The following is an 18,017-nucleotide window of genomic DNA, read 5'->3' on the forward strand; positions in this document are numbered from 1 at the left end:
AAGACGGTGCGTGCGCGCGTCGGCGGCGTTCTCGTGACCGATACGGCCGCGGTGGCGTTCCGAGCGGGGCCGCCGAGCGTCGCGGCGTCCGGGATCGGCGCCGACCGGGATACCGTGACGGCGGACGGTGTGGAGGCGGCGATCATCGTCGTCACCGCGCGCGACGGGCAGGGCAATTCGGTGAGCGGGGCGATCGTGACGCTCGAGGCGTCCGGAACGGGAAACAACGTCATACAGCCGACGAATCCGACCGCATCCGACGGCACCGCGGCGGGAGCGATCCGCTCGACGGTCGCCGAGCCCAAGACGATGCGGGCCCGGATCAACGGGCAGCTCATCGACTCGACGGCGGTGCTTCTCTTCATTTCCGGCCAGGCGAGCACCGCCCGGAGCGAGGTGGTCAGCGACCGCGGAACGGTGACTGCGGACGGCACGGACGAGGCGACGATCACGGTGACGGTCAGGGACGGCGACGACAACCCGGTGGGGGGCGTCGCGGTGACGATCGAGGCGACCGGGAGCGGCAACGGCATCACGCAGCCGGTGGGCTCGACCGGTTTCGACGGCGTCGCGACGGGGAGCATCCGTTCGACCGTCGCGGAGACGAAGACGGTGCGGGCGCGGATCGACGGCGTCCTCGTCGCCGACGACGAGACGATCCTCTTCGAGGCGGGCCCGGCGGATCCGGGCGTGACGACGGTCGTATCGGCGGCGGACACGATCACCGCGGACGGCGTCGACGCGGCGCCGGTCATCGTCACCGTCCTCGACGCGCGGGGAAATCCAGTGCCGGGGATCGTCGTGACCATCGAGGCGACGGGCGCCGGCAACACGATCGTCCAGCCGACGGGGATCACCGGGAGCGACGGGGTGGCCGCGGGTGCGATCCGTTCGACGGTGGCCGGGATGAAGACGGTCGGTGCGCGCCTCGACGGAACGCCGACACTCGAAACCGCCGCTGTCGTCTGCCGCGCGGGCGATCCGGCCTCTTTCATCGTCACTCACGACGAAACCGGGACGGCCGGTGTCGCCGAGAACGTGACGATAGACGCGCGAGACGCGTTCGACAACCGCGTCGAATGGTTCGACGGCGAGATATTCGTCTACACCGACACGGACGAGGCCGCGGACAACATCACCTGGGGGCTCGCCGGCGCGGCGGGCACGCTGGCCAATCTCGGGGAGGATTCGGCGAGTTACGATTACGCCGCGGCCGACGGCGGTATCGCGACCCTTTCCGTCACCGACGAGAAGGCCGAGGCGATCACGATTCTTGTGCGGTACGGGAGCGTCCTCTCCGCGAGCGCCGCGCCGCTGGTCGTCGGCAACGCCGTCGCCGACCGCATCTTCCTCGTCTCCGGCGACGGTCAGCGGGCCGTCGTCGACGATCCCGTTCCCGATCCCCTCGTCGCCGGCGTCGAGGATGCGTTCGGCAACCCCGTTCCCGGCGAGACGGTCACTTTCGCCGTCAGCCGGGGCGACGGCGGGATCGACACCGATCTGTCCGCGCCGGGAACGCAGACGACCGCGATCACCGGCGGCGACGGCGAGGCCTCGTGCGAGTACTGGCGTCTCGGGACGACAAGCGGCGCCGACTCCGACGAGGCGCGCGCCTCGATCGCCTCGGGCGGCGTGACGGATGTCCTGTACACGGCGACGACCGATCACGATCTGCTCGCCTCCGTCCTGCTCGCGCCGGGCACCGGGAACGTGACGGTGAACAGCAGGACGGTCGTGACGGCCACTCTCGCCGACCGCTTCGGCAACCTCGTCGTCGGAGAGAATCTCACCGTATTCATCAAGGATTCCCCGGCCGACGGCGGCCTGTCGGCGGACGACACGAACCCGAATCCGACGACCGAACTCGGCCCGACGATCCGGTCCGGTTCGAGCGATTCGACGGGCACCGTCACCGTCTCGTACGATGCGCCCGCGGCGGCGGGGGTGCAGGACGTCATCGACGCCTCGCATTCGTACCTGCCCTCGTCCGCGATCGCCGACGTCGTCTACACGACGGTAGCGAGCGGGGCGACGAAGCTCATCGTCACGGATCTCTCCGAATCGGAATCGCCGGCGGGTACCAGCTTCTCCTTCGTCGTCAAGGCGGTCGACAGCAACGACAACCTCGATCCGGCGAACACGAGCCGCGTGCTGATCGATGCGCCGGCAGGAGGCGGCTTCGAGTTCAGTCTCACCGATTTCGGCGTCCCGGTGACGGCCGTCGACCTTTCCGGCGGGCAGGTCGCGCTCTACGGGCGGGGCACCGCAGCGGGCGACTGGACGATCGGATTCAGCGACGAGGCGGCCGTCCTCTCCCCGACGGACGTCGACGTGGGCATACTGGCGAGCGCCACGGTGGATCACTACGACGTCGCGGCGACCGACAGCGTCACCGCCGACGAGGACATCGCTCTCTCCGTCGCGGCGAGAGACGCGTACGGCAACCTCGTCACGACGGCCGGTTACGACATCGATCTCGCAGCGGTGCTCGCGGCCGACTCGACAACGCTGGCCGACAGCCTCCTGACCGTCAGGACGGGCCGTCTCTCGGGCGGCATCTACGCGGGAGTCGGTATCAGGTACCACCAGGCCGCGGCCATCCGGATCAGGGTGAGCGGCGGGCCGTTCCCCGCCGTCGGATACAGCGGCCGGATCGACGTCGACAACGCCCCCGCGTGGCGGATGGTCGATCTCGGCGGAGACAGCACGGGAGTCGCGGCAGGCGATTCCGTGCGCATGCGGACGGCCGTCCTGGACCGCTACGGCAACGCGGTCGACGGCGAGACGGTCTCCTTCACCGTGATACAGGGAGGCGGAGGACTCGCCGCCTCGCAGCGCGTCACGCGCGCCGACGGCGTGTCGTCGGTCATGCTCGGCACGGGGACGGCCGCCGGGTTGAACCGCGTCCGGGCGTCGATTCTCGACGGATCGCCAGCGGAGCTCGAGACGAACACGTGGGACGTCCAGACCGTGCCGCGCGGGGACGTGGCGTACGTTCTTCTCTCGATCGACGGCGACCACTTCACCGCCGGCGAGAACTTCTCCGGAACGGTCTCGGCCTACGATGCCAACGGCAACCGGATCACCGCGGACGACACGACGCGGCTTGTTCCCGTCTCCGAGGCCGGGCTGGTCGGATTCTTTCCCGACACGCTCACGCTCGGCGGGGGGGAAGCGGCCTTCGACGCCGTGTCGACCGTCGTCGGGACGGACCGCGTCGCGATCCTCTCGATTGCGGGAGACACCTTGTCTTCCCCTTCCCTCGGCGAGACGCTCACCTTCTCGAGCGCCCCGGCGTACCGGATCTCGCAGGTGAGCGGGGACACGACAGGCGTCGTCGCCGGAGACGACGTGATCCTCGCGGCGCGCGTTCGGGACGAGTGGGGCAATCCCGTGGGCGGCGAAGTCGTCTGGTTCGATGTGACGAGCGATCTCGGCGGCGATCCCCTCCTGACCGATGCCACGGGAGCGCCGAACGACGGCGTCGTCGCCACCGACGCGGCGGGGCTCGCCTGGGTGACGCTGACCACCGACACGATCGCCGGCGAGAACACCGTCGAGGCGCTGATCCTCGACGGCGATCCGGCCGAGCGCGAGCGGACGGCCTTCTCGGTCTCGACGGCGGCGGGCAGCATATCGCGCTTCACGATCGTTCCCGCCTCGTACGCGCCGACGGCCGGCCAGGATTTCGACGTGCTCGTGGTCGCCTACGACCCGAACGACAACCCGGCCTACGGCGACGACACGACGGTCGTCGACCTCGGCGCGGACCGTTTCGTCTCGTGGTCGGTAAACCCGGTGACGCTCTCCGACGGTTCCGCTCTCGTCACGGCCTCGGTGGACACGGCCGGTTCGATCGTTTTCACCGCCGCGGTCCAGGGCTCCGGGCTCGGCGCGAGCTCGAGCGATCCGATCGAGATCCTTCCCGATCTTCCCGACGGTCCGATCGGGATCGTCTCGGTCGTTCCGGACACGATCACCGCGAACGGGATCTCGACGAGCGCGATCACCACCGATCCGGTCGTCGACCGTTTCGGGAATGTCGTCGCGCCGGGGACGCGCATCACCGTGGAAACGACGGGCGGAACGGTCGACAGCGATGACATCGATCCCGCTCTTCCGGGGTACCAGCGGGTGACGGGAGAAAGCGGCCGCGTGTCGGTCTTCATTCAGTCGTCGACGACGCCGGGCGACGTGGCCGTCGATTTCACGAGCGTCGAGGGGAGCGCGGCGGGGACGGCTTCGCTCGTGTTCGCGCCGCCGCCGTCGTGCGGGTACGGCGGCTCCGTCCGTCCCGGTTTCATCGTGCCGGGCGACACCGTCGCTTTCAGGGTCGCCGTCTCGAACGCCAGTTCCACGGGGCTGACGATACGCGCGCCGAGCAGGATCTCCATCGCGGACAGCGTCGGGAATCTCTACGAGGCGCCACTCGCCGCGGATCTGTATCTCGACGGCTACGCGAGCGACACGCTCAGGTTCGCCGCGCGGCAGGTGCCGCCGGCGTTGCTCGGCGGCAACTACACGCCGCGCGTCTCCGTCGCCGGGACGGACAGGCACGGATCGTCCTACGCGATCGAGTTCGGCGCCGGATCCAACGCCGTCGCCGTCTCGTACGTCAAGATCGTCGGCATACTGCCCGCCCGGAACATCGTCAGCCGAGGCGACACGGTGCCGGTGGCGGTCAGGCTCAGGAACGACGGGGGATCGCCGATCTTCGTCCAGACGATACAGCTCTCCTTCCGCACCGGCTCGTACGGCAGCGGGGGAGACTGGACGCCCCCGCTGCCCGATACCCTCCTCCAGGGAGAGGAGGGGATCTACACGTACCCGGTCCTCGTCCTGCCCGGCTCCCCGCTGGGTGCCGACACGATCGATGCGTCGGTCATCGCCCGGACGGACGGCATGGAGGTGCGCGACACGTCGGCCGACGAGAATCGCGCCGTCTGGCTGATCCAGTCGGCGGCATCGATCGCCTATGAACCGAATTCCCTCGAGCCTCGTACCGTCTCGAAGGGACAGGTCCAGTCCTTCGCCGTCGATCTCCGCAACGACGCCGAAGCGGCGGTGATCCTCGATCCCGACGAAACCGTTTTCTCCTTCTCGGACGGCACGGCGGTCTTCAGCGCGCCCCTCGGCGCGGAGGACGCGTTGCCCGGCGGGGTGACGACGACGTTGCGATTCTCGGCCGCCGAAATCCCCGCCGCGATGGACACGGGTCTCCGTATCGCCAGCGTCCGTCTTTTCGGCACGGAGAACGGCGGGGCCTTCGATACGACGATCGCGATTGCCGACCCGGTCGACGTCGTCGAGCCGGCCCTTCTCGCATACGAGAGCGGTTCGCTCGCGCCAGCCGTCGTCAGCAAGCGCAGCGCCGTCTCGTTCAGCGTGGGAATCGCCAACGCCGGCGGAGCGACCGTCGACTGCGATCCCGATTCGACGCGGATCTTCTTCTTTGACGGGGCCGTCTTCTACGTCGCGTTCCTCGACGCCGACCGGGGGACGACGATCGGCGCCGGAGGCGACACGCTCTGGTTCGAATCGGTGACGATTCCCGCCGCGATGTCGACCGGCGCCCGGAATGCGGTCGTCCGTGTCGTCGGCGAGGAGAACGGCCTGCCCCTGGCGGTCGATCTCGACATCACCGATCCGGTGACCGTGCAGGAGCCTTCGCAGCTGGCGATCGCGAGGATCGACATGATTCCGGGCGACCGGGTGACCGCCGACCAGGGGGCGCCATGGGCGGCGCGCGTGCACGTGCAGAACAACGGCGAGGCGCCGGTGAGACTCGACGATCTCGCACTCAGGCTTTCCGTCGGCGTCCGCGACGTCACGGACGAGATCGTCCTCACGCCCGCAGATTTCACGCCCGGGGGAGAGACGCTCGCCGGCGGCCAGACGGACTCCTTCGCCGTCGTCTTCGCCGACGATCCCGCGGGACCGATGACCGTCGGCACGGTCGTCGTCGACGCGACCGTCGAAGGCGTCGACCTCAACAGCGGCGGCACGCTGATCGCCACGACCGAGTTCGGCGGGAAGGGGAGCTACCTCGTCCAGACGCCGGCGGACCTCGTCGTGCGGGCGATACAGCCGTCGGTCGGCAGCGCGACGGCCCTCCAGACTCGCGACTGGCGCGTCGACGTCGTCGTAGAGAACCGGGGCGAGTCGGATGCGGCGCTCGATCTCGCCGCACCGCGGACCGCGCTCGATCCGTCTTTTCCCGACGGATTCGTCATCATCGTTCCGGACAGTCTCGCGGGCGGCGGGGCGGTGCTCGGCGGCGAGACGGTCGATACGCTCGTATTCACGATCGACAGGACGGGAAGCGCGATCGGCGCCTGCGGATTCGGCGCGTCGATCGGCGGCACGGAGACGAACAGCGGCCGACCGATCGACGTGACGGTTTCCCCGTCGGCTGCCGTCGAGATCCAGTCGCCCGCCGTGCTCGTCGTGACCGCTCTCGAGGCGAGCAGGGATCCGGTGACGATCGGACAGCCCGGGGCGTGGTCGATCGCAATGACGGTCAGGAACGACGGAGGCTCCGGCGTGGCCGTCGATTTCGGCGACGTCGATTCGACGTTCGTCGATCTTCCCGGCGGAACCGGTTTCGTCATCGATCATCCCGACGCCTTCGACGGAGGCGGCGACCGTCTCGACGCCGGGGATTCGGGGACGCTGACCTTCCCGGTGACGGTCACCGGGGACATGCCCGCAGGTCGACGACCTGTCATCGGCGGCGCGGTGGCCACGGAAAAGAACAGCGACCGGCGGGTCCATGTCCTGCTCGACGAGGCGACGACGACCGATTCGGTCACCTTCGAGTATCCGCCAGATCCGCGTTACCTGCCGGGATCCCTCGCGCCGCTCGCCGCCAGCAGCGGCACGGAGATATCGATGGAGCTGACGGTGTGGAGCGACGATCCCGACCACGCGACGGTGCTTCTCGATCGCGACGCGACGACGGTGCTCTTCGGCGACGCCGAGGGAGACACGTTCCGCGCCCCGCTTTCGACGCTTTCTGAAACCGTCCTGCCCGGCGGCGGGGAGACGCGCCTGCGTTTCGAGGGCGAACAGGTGCTTCCGGAGCTCGCGCACGGGCGCTACGGCGTTCTCGCCAGGCTCGTCGGATCGCAGAACGGGAATCCCTTCTTCCAGGAGATCGCGGCGAGTCCCGAATCCCTCACGGTGGAGGACGCCCCGCAGCTCAGCATCCTCGCCGTCCAGACGCCGGCGAGCGTGACCCGCGGCGTGCAGCCGTTGTGGCCCGCCTTCATGGTCCTCCACAACACCGGGGAGGCGTCGGTCATCGTGGATACGGAAGCGGCGAGCCTGACATTCACCGTCGTCGGCGGGGGAGAGGTCACGGGCGAATACACCGTCACCCCCGATCCAGACCTCGTCGTCTCCGGCGGCGACACGCTCGCGGGCGGGCAGATCGACACGCTCCTCTTCGACGTGACGGCGACCGGTTCGACGACGGGGACGGTACTGGTCAACGGGTACGTCTCCGCGATCGACATCAACAGCGGCGGGACGCTGTCCGACAACACGCTGAGCGGCGGATGGGGCGTGATGGCCGTGCAGGCCCCGGCCTTGCCGCTCGTCGTCTCGATTAGGGCCGGCCGGGAGACGGTCACCGCCGGGCAGACCGCTCCGTGGGAAATCCTCGTCGACGTCAGCAACGACGGAGAGGCGGTCCTGACGCTCCTGCCGGACAGCACGACGCTCTACGACCCATCGTTCGGCGTCTCCGCGCATCCGACGCCGGCGACCTTCGTCGGCGGCAAGACGACGCTCGCGGCGAACGAGGGCGGCAGGCTCCGTTTCGTGGTGTCTTCGACGCCCGCGTTGCCCGGAGGCGGGGATCTCGAGCTCATCGCCAGGGCGGCCTTCCTCGAGAACAACCGGAATCTCCTTCTCGACGACCGGTCCGATCCGGGAACACGCGACACGGTCCGCGTCCAGTCGCCGGCGGCGCTCAGGCTCATCGCCGTCTCCACCGCGGCGCCGAACGCCCCCCGGGTCGATACGGGACAGCGATTCCCCGTTCTCTTCGAGGTCGAGAACGTCGGCGAGGCCTCCGCGGCGGACGTCGACGTGTCCCTCCGGGCCGCCGGGCTCTCGACGGTCGACGATTCGCCGGTCACGGTGCCGTTCATCGCGGGCGGCGAGACGCGCGTCGACACCTTCCACGTCACGGCCTCCGCGGTTCCAGGGGCGGAACTGTTCAATGCGGCGATCGAGGCGGCGATTGACGTGAACTCCGGCCAAGGCGATCTGTACGTCCTCCAGTCAGCGGTCGACGACACGGCGGCGGCATTCATCCAGGCGCCGGCCCGGGTGGTCGTCGACGCCGCCGTCCCGTCGCAGCCGGAGGTGAACGCGGGACAGACCGTCGACTGGCACGTCACGCTCCGCATATCGAACGAGGGCGCCGGGACCGCGCGTTTCGCCGTCCCGTCGCAGGGGGACGTCTCCTTCGCGCGGGCAGGGGTGGCTCTTGGCGGCTACCTCGTCGAACCGCCGGGCGGATTCGCCTCGGGACGGCCCGATCTGCTTTTGCCGGGAGGCGACTCGGATTCGCTGGTCTACGCGATCTCCACGACGGGGAACGACACGGGGACGGTCGATGTGCGCGCCGGCGTCCGCTGGACGGGCGAGAACGATCCCGGCGCCGTGTACGCGATCGCCGAACGGGATACGACGGTTTACGTGCGCAAGCCGTCCGGCGTGCGGATCGTCTCCATCGTGAGCGACGCGCCGAACGGCGGTACGCCCCCGAACACGTCGATCGTCAATACCGGCCAGATCTTCGGCATCGTCGTGACCGTCGAGAACACCGGCGGGGACGATCTCGACAGCGTCGATGTGAGCCTCGTCGCCGAGAACGGCGCGCGGTCGACGACCAGGCTCGTGGCGGGAAGCCCGCGGATCGATTCGGGAGGAAGCGGGCTCTTCCTCTTCGAGGTCACCGCGGGCGACATCCCCAACCTGGAAACGCTCCGCGCGGCGATCGAGCGGGCCGTCTCGATCAACACGGGGGAGCGGGTCGATCCGATCCAGGCGGTCGAGTCGACGGAGACGCTGCAGATCCAGGAACCGGCGCGCCTCTCCGTCTCGGCCGCGATCGCCGCGCCCGCGGGGGCCGTCGACGACACCCTCTCGGCGGGGCAGACCTTCGTGGTCTCCGCCACCGTGACGAATCCGCCCGGATCGGCCGAGGTCGACGAGTCGGGAGCGCTCGCGCTCGCGATCCCCGCCGGGGTGGGACGCGTCGATCCGGCCGGCGAGCCCCTCACGCGCCCCTTCGAGCCGGGTACGCCGGTGACCTGGTCGCTGATCGCCCCCGCGGGGATCTCGCTCGACACCCTCGCCGTCCGCATCTCGGCGGTTCCCGTCGACAGGAACGCGAACGGGCCGGCGGTCGTCGATGTCGCCGAGGCGCGGATCGTCGCGGCGACGGAGGAAGCGGCCGTGATCGCCGGCCAGGCCCTTTCCGTCCCGGAACCCGCCGGAGCGGCGGACAGGATCGTCTCATCGGGCCAGACCTTCACCGTCAGGGGCGTCGTGACCCCGTCGTCGAACACGGTCGACGCATGGGTCGAACTCGCCGTGCCGGCCGGATACGCCGTCGAGGAATCGGAGCGGCGCGATATCGGAGACGGATCGGGGGCCGCGGTGCAGGTCGAATGGCTCGTCACCGCTCCGTCGCTGCCCTCGCCCGCCGCATCCTTCGCGCTCTCCGCCGGCGGTACGGACGGCAACGCGGGAACGACCTTCACCGTGGCCGGCGTGTCGATGGACGTCACGACGGTCGAGGCGGCGAGACTCGATCTCGCCGCGGCGATCTCCGGGCCGCCCGAGGCGCTCGACGGGCGCGTGTCGATCGATCTCGCGTTCACCGTTGAGGCGACCGTCTCCAATCTCGGCGAGGCGGGAGTGGATCCGACGGGTGCGACGATCGAGATCGTCCCGCCCGACGGCTACGTTCTCGACGGCGCGGGAGAGACGCCGCAAAAAGCCTACACGCCCGGGATTCCCGTGACCTGGGGACTTCGCGCGCCCGGTTCGCCGACGCCGCCGGAGTTCATCTCGGTACGGTTTGTCGATCCCGTCGCCATCGACGAGAACTCGGGCGAGCCGGCGTCGGTGGCGACGGCCTCGGTGCCGATCCCGGTGCAGACGGAGGCGGCGTCGGTCTCGATGCTCAACGTCTCCGCCCTCGATACCATTCCGCCCTACGTCGTGCCGCGGGGGGCCCGGAACGTTCCCGTGCTCAGGGTCGTCTTCGACAACACGCTTTCGTACACCGTCGGCCTCGACACCCTGCGCGTCACGGCGGCGGACGCCGACGCCGAGGCACACGATCGGGCCGCGCGGTACGTCTCGCGCGTGGCCTTGACAGCCCGCGGCGAGACCTACGTCGCGACGGCGACGGACGACAATCCCGTCTCCATACCCGTCGCCGGAACGTACACGCTCGAGCCGGGAGAAACGGACACGGTCCTCGTCTCCGTCGACGTCTCAGCGGGAGCGCCCACGGGAGAGCTCAGGCTCGACATCGCCGGGAGCCGCGATGTCGTCTTCAGGATCGGCGGCGCCTCCGGTCCGCGGGTCGGCGTCGTGTGGGAAGTCGACGGCGGCGACATCGCCGGCCGCTTCACGAGCGGACCGATGTCCGTGATGAGCGACGATTTCGAGGAATACGCGCACAACTATCCGAACCCCTTCATGGCCGGATCCGAGCCGACGCGCATCTCCTATTTCCTCATGAGCGACGCGGCCGTGAGAATCGCGATCTACGACCTCACCGGACGGCTCGTATGGACGAGAGAGATATCCGCCGGCGAAGCGGGGGCCATCGGCGCCGAGGGTGGCGCGTGGTGCGAAGTCGAATGGGACGGCAGGAACGGGGCGGGCGAGATCGTGCGCAACGGCATCTATCTGTGCCGCATCGAGGCTGGCGGGCAGACGGCGACCTTCAAGATAGCGGTCGCCAAGTAGGAGTTTGATGAGAAAACGCTTGGCAGCGGCAATGCTCGTCGCGGCCCTCGCGTGGGCCGGCGGGGACGCGTGCGCGCAGGAGGGCACCGGCGGGACGCGTTCGGTCTTCTCGATCGGCGCCGGATCCCGCGCAATCGCCCTCGGCGGCGCTTTCACGGCCCTCGCCGACGATGCCTCGGCGCTCTACTACAATCCGGCGGCCCTGAAGCGCAACGCGTCGCCGACCCTCATGGCGAATCACATACCGCTCTTCTCGGGGTTCAGCGACGCGTCCTACGAGTTCCTCGGCGCCGTCTATCCGACGATGCGGGCCGGTTCGATCGGGCTGGGTTTGATGACCGTCGGCACCGACGGGATCCGCGGGTTCGACGCCTTCAGCCGGGAAACGGGGGAGATCACCTACCGGGAAAGCCAGGCGATCCTCGGATACGCCGTCGATCTGCCCTGGCGCTGGATCGGCGCCTTCACCGCCGGATCGTCGGTCAAGGTGCTCCACCAGCGTGTCGGCGACTTCTCGGACACGGGAACGGGGCTCGACGTCGGCCTGCTCTACGGCCATCCGCGTGTTCCGGGCCTCATTCTCGGCTGCAACCTCCAGGATATCGTCGGCGCCGAGACGAAGCTCGTCAGCGTCGCCGATCGCGTCGACCGGACGATCATGGTCGGCGCGGGGTACGAGCGTCCATTCGCCAACGGGTCACGCCTCGCCCTGGCGGTCCAGATGGACATGCCGGAGCGGGACGACGGCAATCTCCGCGCCGGCGTGGAATTCGGATTCCGCGATCTCTTCAGTATCCGCGTCGGTTTCGACGGGGAGGGGGTCACCGCGGGCGTCGGTTTCGGCTGGCGCGGCTACCGGGCGGACTACGGCTTCTTCAGCCGCGACGAGGCCGGCACCTCCCACCCGATGACGGTCTCGATGCGAATCGGCGCCACTCTCGCCGAGAAGGAAGCGGCGGAGGCGGAACGCAGGCGTATCGCCGACGATGCGAGGCTCCGCGAGGTCTTCGCCGGCCGCGTGGAGAGCCACATGCGCAGTGCCCGGGACTTCCGGGCGCGGGGCGAGTACGAGGGAGCCCTCGACGAGCTCAAGATCGTCCTCGAGTACGATCCCGGCAACGCCGCCGCGGCCGAGACCCTCGCGGTCGTACGCGAGGAGATCATCAGGGTCCAGCAGGAGCGGACGGCGTCGTCGGAGACGGCGCTCCTCGTCGATCAGCACTTCCGGCTCGGCCTTCAGTATTACAGCGACAACGAATACATCCTCTCACGCGCCGAATGGCGGCATGTCCTCGATCTGGATCCCGGGAATTCGTCGGCGGCGGATTACCTCGCGCGCACGAACGACAAGCTCGCCGAACAAGCCGCGCAGCACCGCGCGCGCGCCCTCGGACACGAGGCGGCCGGCAGGTACGCCGCCGCGCTCGGCGAATGGAACATCGTGCTCATGATCGAACCGGGACACGCCGAGGCCGGGGCGGGGATCGAACGGGTGAAGGGGCGGATGGACGAGTTGCAGCGGACCTACCGGACGGCCAGCGATCGGCTGGAGACGATAGAGCTCTTCCAGAACGCCCTCGACGCGTTCGGCGCGGGACGGTACGACGAGACGATCGGGCTCTGCCGGCGTCTGCTCCAGCGGCATCCCGACCACGAGGAGGCGAAGGACCTGCTCCGGCGGGCCGAACGCCGCATGGTGCCGCTCACGTCCGAAGAGAAGGAAGAGATCCGGCGGCTCTTTATCGAGGGGATGAAGCACTACACGCAGCACAACTACGAGGCGGCCATCAGGGAATGGCGCAAGATCCTCGATATCGATCCCGATAACGAGAGCGTGCGCAAGAACATCGAGGAGGCCGAGGCTCGGCTCCTGCGGATCGATGCCCCGGAGGGACGATAGGTGGCGAAGAAGAACCTGCTCGACGGACCCGAGACCTTCCATCTCGAGATCCCGGCGGTCGATACGAGCCTCATCGAAGTCAGGGACTTCATCGCCGACGTCTGCGTCCGCGCCGGTTTCTCGAAACGCGAGACGAACAACACCAAGCTCGCGATGGACGAGGCATGCACGAACATCATCAAGCATGCCTACGCGGGAAGGGGCGGCGATATCCGTATCGACGTCCAGGCCGCGCCGGGATCCGTCGAGATAAACATCTTCGATCGCGGCGTTCCCTTCGACTGGAGCAAGATCGAGGATCCCGATCTCGAGCAGTACGTCGAGATCGGAAAGAAGGGCGGGCTCGGGATCTACCTGATGAACCGCCTGATGGACGATCTCGATTACGCCGCGTCCCCCGCCGGCAACCGGCTCTACATGGCCAAACGCATGAGCGGCGTCGCCGCGCTTCCCGCCGGGGTGCGCCGTCGCTGGACCTCGACGCTCCGCTTCAAGTTCGCCCTTCGCGCGGCCCTGGGCCTCTTCGGTCTCGTGCTCTTCCTCTGGGGCGTGCAGTTCGTCAACCAGACGCGGGACGTGAATCTCCAGCGGAATTCGGTCTGGATGAGCTACACGAATCTCGGCCGCGCGCTCGAGACGAAGGGACAGAGCGCCATCGTCGCCGCGACCGATCCCTACAGCCCCGAATACCGGAACGTCACGGTCTTCATCGCCGAACAGCTCGGGAAGTATCCCGCCATGCGTTACGCGCGCATCGTCGACGACGGCGGCCTGATCGTCGCCTCGAGCGACGTCGACGAGCTCGGCCGGGCCTACGCGCCGTCCGCCGGCGCGGAAGTGATGCCCGAACGGGGCGTCTGGCTGACGATCGGCGGCGGCGATTCGATCCGCGAGCTCAATCTGCCGGTGCGGCTCTCCGACGACGAGAGCGGCAGGAGCGTGACGATCGGACGCGTCGTGCTCGGCGTCTCGCAGCGCGTCGTCGAGTCGGGGATAAATGATCCCCGTTTCAAGACGGGCCTGATCCTCGCGGGGATCCTCCTCGTCGGGATCGCCCTCATCTACCTGCTCATCTCCGTTCTCGTCAAGCCGATACAGGCTCTCACCGACGGCGTCCGCGCAATCGGAGAGGGATCGCTCGACGACGAGATCCGCATCGACGGCCCGGAGGAGATCGGAGAGATCGCCACCGCCTTCAACGAGATCACCGCAAAGTTCCGGCAGGCGCAGCAGAGCGTCGTGGAACAGGAACGGATGCAGAAGGAGATGCAGGTCGCCCAGGAGATCCAGCATTCCCTTCTGCCGGGCAAGGTGCCAAGCGTGAGCGGATACGACATCGCGAGCCTCTACCGGGCGGCGAAGGAAGTGGGCGGGGACTACTACGATTTCGTGAACGTCGACGACGACACGCTCGGCGTGGTCGTCGCCGACGTTTCCGGCAAGGGGGTGCCCGGTTCCCTCGTCATGACGATGATCCGGACCGCGCTCCGCATGGAGGCGCGCGGCAGCCACTCGGCAGCCGAGGTCATGGCCAGGATGAACGATTTCGTCACGGAGGACATGAAGAAGGGGATGTTCGTGACGATCTTCTACGTCATCCTGGACTCGAAAAACCGTATCATCTCCTACGCCAGCGCGGGTCACAATCCGATGATCCTCTTCAGGGCGGAGACGGACGAGACCTTCTTCCTCAACCCGCGGGGGTTCCCCGTCGGGATCAGCCTTCCCGACGAGACGCTCTTCCGGCGCTCGATCGACGTCGAGAAGATCAAATTGAAGAAGGACGACATGCTCGTCATCTACACCGACGGCGTCACCGAGGCGATGAACGAGTCGCGGGATCAGTACGGAGAGGATCGCCTGCTCAAACTCCTCAAGGAGTACGGCCGTCTGTCGCCGTCGGAATTCATCGACCACCTCACGGGAGATATCGCCGATTTCACTCAGGGACACCCGCAGAACGACGACATCACCGTCGTCGCGATCAAGGAAAAGATGATGGCCGACGAGGTGCTCGTCGGTATCCGGCGCAAGCTGATCGATCTCGTCGAAAAGGAGGGGCTGTCGGTGGCCGAGGCCTGCCGGCGGATGAAGGTGTCTCCCTCCACGTTCTATCGCTATCGCAGGCGATTGCAGGAATACGGCGAACGGGGACTGAAGAACAAGGCGCTTCGCACCGAGCACGAGATCAGGCGCGTCAGCATCGAGCAGCGCAGGGAACTGCTCGAGATCATCAAGGAACACCCCGAGTACGGCGCCAAACGGATGGCGAACGCCTTCAACGAGGGAAGAGCCCGGGAGGAACGGCTCGCAGCGGCCCTCGTCTACGACGAGCTGAAGCGGATGCGGCTCAACACGTACGAGAAACGCCTCGAGTACATGCGCCGCAACCGGTTCATGTCCGAGGAGGAATTCCAGCGACTCGCCGCGTCGCCGCCGCCCCGGCCTGCCGCGCAACCGGATCCGGACGCCGCGGACGTCGACGAGGCCCCCGCCGGGGCGCTTCCCGACGGGCCGGAGCCTGCCGCGGCGCCGGAGGCGACCGCCCCGGTGGGCGGCACGACGGCCCGTGCAACAAAGCGGCCCGAACCCGCGCCGCCGGTACCGGCGCCCGTCCGTCCGGTTCCCGGCGCCGGATCCGCCGCCGCGGCGGGAGTCGGCGGGGTTTTCGACATCGACATCGGTCCGGAGGACGGCGGAGCGATCGAGATCGTCTCCCGCGAGATGGACGGCGGGATCGTCTCCCTGTCCGTCGTCGGCAATCTCGATTCGTCGAGCGCCGGCGATCTCGAAGGCGTCCTCGAGAGCGTCTACGAGCACGGGTACCGGAAGATCATCGTCGACCTGGGCGACGTATCGTACATCAGCAGCGGTGGCTGGGGGATCTTCACCGGTCGCGTCAGGCAACTCCGCGAGGGGGAGGGGGACGTGGTCCTCGTCGGGATGTCTCCCGAGGTGTACGACATCTACGAACTTCTCGGTTTCCGCGACATCATCATGCATTTCCAGAACGCCGACGAAGCGCATCATTTCCTGTCGCTGCCGATCGGTGAACGGCGCAGGCTGTTCGAGGCGGCGATGAGCCCCGAGGGCGGGGAAGGGACGCTGGAGCAGCGGATCTCCGTGGAGAGCCCCGTCGAGGGGGAAAGTTCCCCGTGGACGCCGCTCAGGATACAGGCGGGAACGGTCGGGGAGAGCGGAGAGATCGCCGTCATCGAGCTCGACGGCGTCATCGACACGGTCTCCTGCATGAAGCTGCGGACCCTGCTCGACGAGTTGATCGACGGCGGGCGGCGCCGTATCGTCATCGACATGTCCCGGGTGGAATACGTGAGCAGCAGCGGCTGGGGCGTCTTCGCGTCGCGGATCGAGGATGTGAGGCGGGGCGACGGGGACATCAAGATCTTCGGCATGGATCCCGAAGTCGATACGATCTTCCATATGCTCGGATTCGATTCGATCATGCGTTCCTTCAGCATCCTCGCGGAAGCGATCGGCGATTTCGAACGCCCCGCGCCGCTGCCCGTCGAGGAGGAAACGGCCGCCGCGGCGCAAACCGCCGCGGCGCCGAGCGACGGGGATGCGGACGATACGGGACGGACGAGGGAAAGCGGCGGTGAGGCGAGGACGGTCGACGCGCCGGCGGACGGGCCGGCGAGGCGGCGGGAACCCGATCTCAGGCTCGACATCGAGATCGAACGGCTACGAAACGGGCGGATCGCCGTCGCGAGGGCGACGGGGGCGATCGACGCGTCCACGGCCGAGGCTTTCGAATCCCGCCTCGACCGTTTCGCCCTGAACGGGAACGCGCACCTCGTCATCGATCTCGAGGGGGTCGTCTACATCAGCAGCAGCGGCTGGGGCGTCATCGTCAAGCATCTGCAGCGGCTCGGCGGGCAGGGGCGTCGACTCGTCCTCTCGGGCATGACTCCGCCGATCTTCAAGATATTCAGGGATCTGGGATTCGAGCCGCTCGTCCAGCACTATCTCTCGGCGACCGCGGCCGTCGAGGCCCTCGATATCGTGTCTTTGGAACAGGAAACGGAAGCGTCCCCGGCCGGATCCGTCTCCGGCGACGAGCGCATCGGATCGGCGGCGGCCGGCAAAGCCGGGGGGCATCGCACGGAAAGCAGGCCGACGATCGGCGGAACATCGGTCGAACCGCTCCACGAGAAGCCCCGGGAACGCGTCGAGGAACGGACCGTCGAACTGGACGTCGCGCGGAAGCGCGACATGCGGGAGGACAAGGATCAGCGGATCAGGGAGATCGGCTGGGGAGAGTACGGAAAACGACTGGTCGATCGCAACCGGAAACCGGCAGACGACGAAGACGGGACATCATGAGGAAATACGCTGTCATGACCATGAAGGGCGGTACGGGAAAGACGACGACCGCCGTCAACATCGCGCACGGCTTCTCGCTGAGCGGTCGGCGCGTGCTCCTCATCGACTGCGATCCACAGCGGAACGCGGCCGTCACCTTCGGCGTGGAGGCCGAGAAGGGGCTCGCGGAACTGCTGACGACGGGGGATACCGACATCCTCCAGGTGAGGGAGAATCTTTTCGTCATAGATTCGGGCGGCCGGCGTCTCGCCGAGGTCGAGCTCGTCCTCGGGGGCACCGAGCGCCGCGAGGGGCGCCTCCGGCAATCGATGCAGTTCCTCAAGGGCTGCGATTTCGTCGTCTGCGACTGCCCGCCCTCGGTGAACCTGATCAACGTCAACGTCCTCAATTTCTGCGACGAGGTCATCATCCCGCTCTCGATGGATTATCTCTCCCAGGTGGGCGCCGATCAGACCATCGAGATCATCGACGAGATGAAATGGGTGACGGAGCGGGGCGACATATCCTACCGTATCCTTCCGACCTTCTACGACGGTCGGACGAGGATCTCGCGCCGTGTGCTCGAGGAAGTGCGGGAGCGGTTCGGGGAACGCGTGTTCCAGACGACGATCCGTATCAACACGGCGATTCGCGAGGCGCCCGGGCAACACAAGACGATCTACGAGCACGCGCCGCTGTCCCGGGGCGCCTTCGATTATTACAAACTCACCGAGGAGATTCTCGACCTCGTCCCTGCGGGATGAAACCGCGGGCGGCCTTGTCCGCCGCCGCG

4 protein-coding genes are annotated in these 18,017 nt (G+C 68.0%); all 4 read left to right on the forward strand.

Going from position 1 to position 18,017, the window contains the following annotated elements:
* Positions 1 to 6 precede the first annotated feature (6 nt).
* The 4 genes from JW876_07550 to JW876_07565 are packed head-to-tail and all read left to right on the forward strand — an operon-like array spanning position 7 to position 17,988.
* Positions 7 to 11,001, forward strand: coding sequence for an Ig-like domain-containing protein (locus JW876_07550; protein ID MBN1885359.1), 10,995 nt, complete (start codon positions 7 to 9; stop codon positions 10,999 to 11,001).
* A 7-nt stretch (positions 11,002 to 11,008) separates the two neighbouring features.
* Positions 11,009 to 12,901 carry a PorV/PorQ family protein gene (locus JW876_07555; GenBank protein ID MBN1885360.1) on the forward strand — a complete coding sequence of 631 codons (1,893 nt, stop codon included), beginning with the start codon at positions 11,009 to 11,011 and terminating at the stop codon, positions 12,899 to 12,901.
* A complete protein-coding gene (locus tag JW876_07560; GenBank protein ID MBN1885361.1) occupies positions 12,902 to 17,245 on the forward strand; it encodes an anti-sigma factor antagonist in 4,344 nt (1,447 codons plus the stop codon). It abuts the gene before it with no gap.
* Complete coding sequence (locus JW876_07565; protein ID MBN1885362.1) at positions 17,242 to 17,988, forward strand: ParA family protein; 747 nt, start codon at positions 17,242 to 17,244, stop codon at positions 17,986 to 17,988. Before JW876_07560 ends, JW876_07565 begins: the two co-directional genes overlap by 4 nt.
* The last annotated feature ends 29 nt before the right edge of the window (positions 17,989 to 18,017 follow it).

Source organism: Candidatus Krumholzibacteriota bacterium (assembly GCA_016931295.1).
Lineage (GTDB): Bacteria > Krumholzibacteriota > Krumholzibacteriia > Krumholzibacteriales > Krumholzibacteriaceae > JAFGEZ01.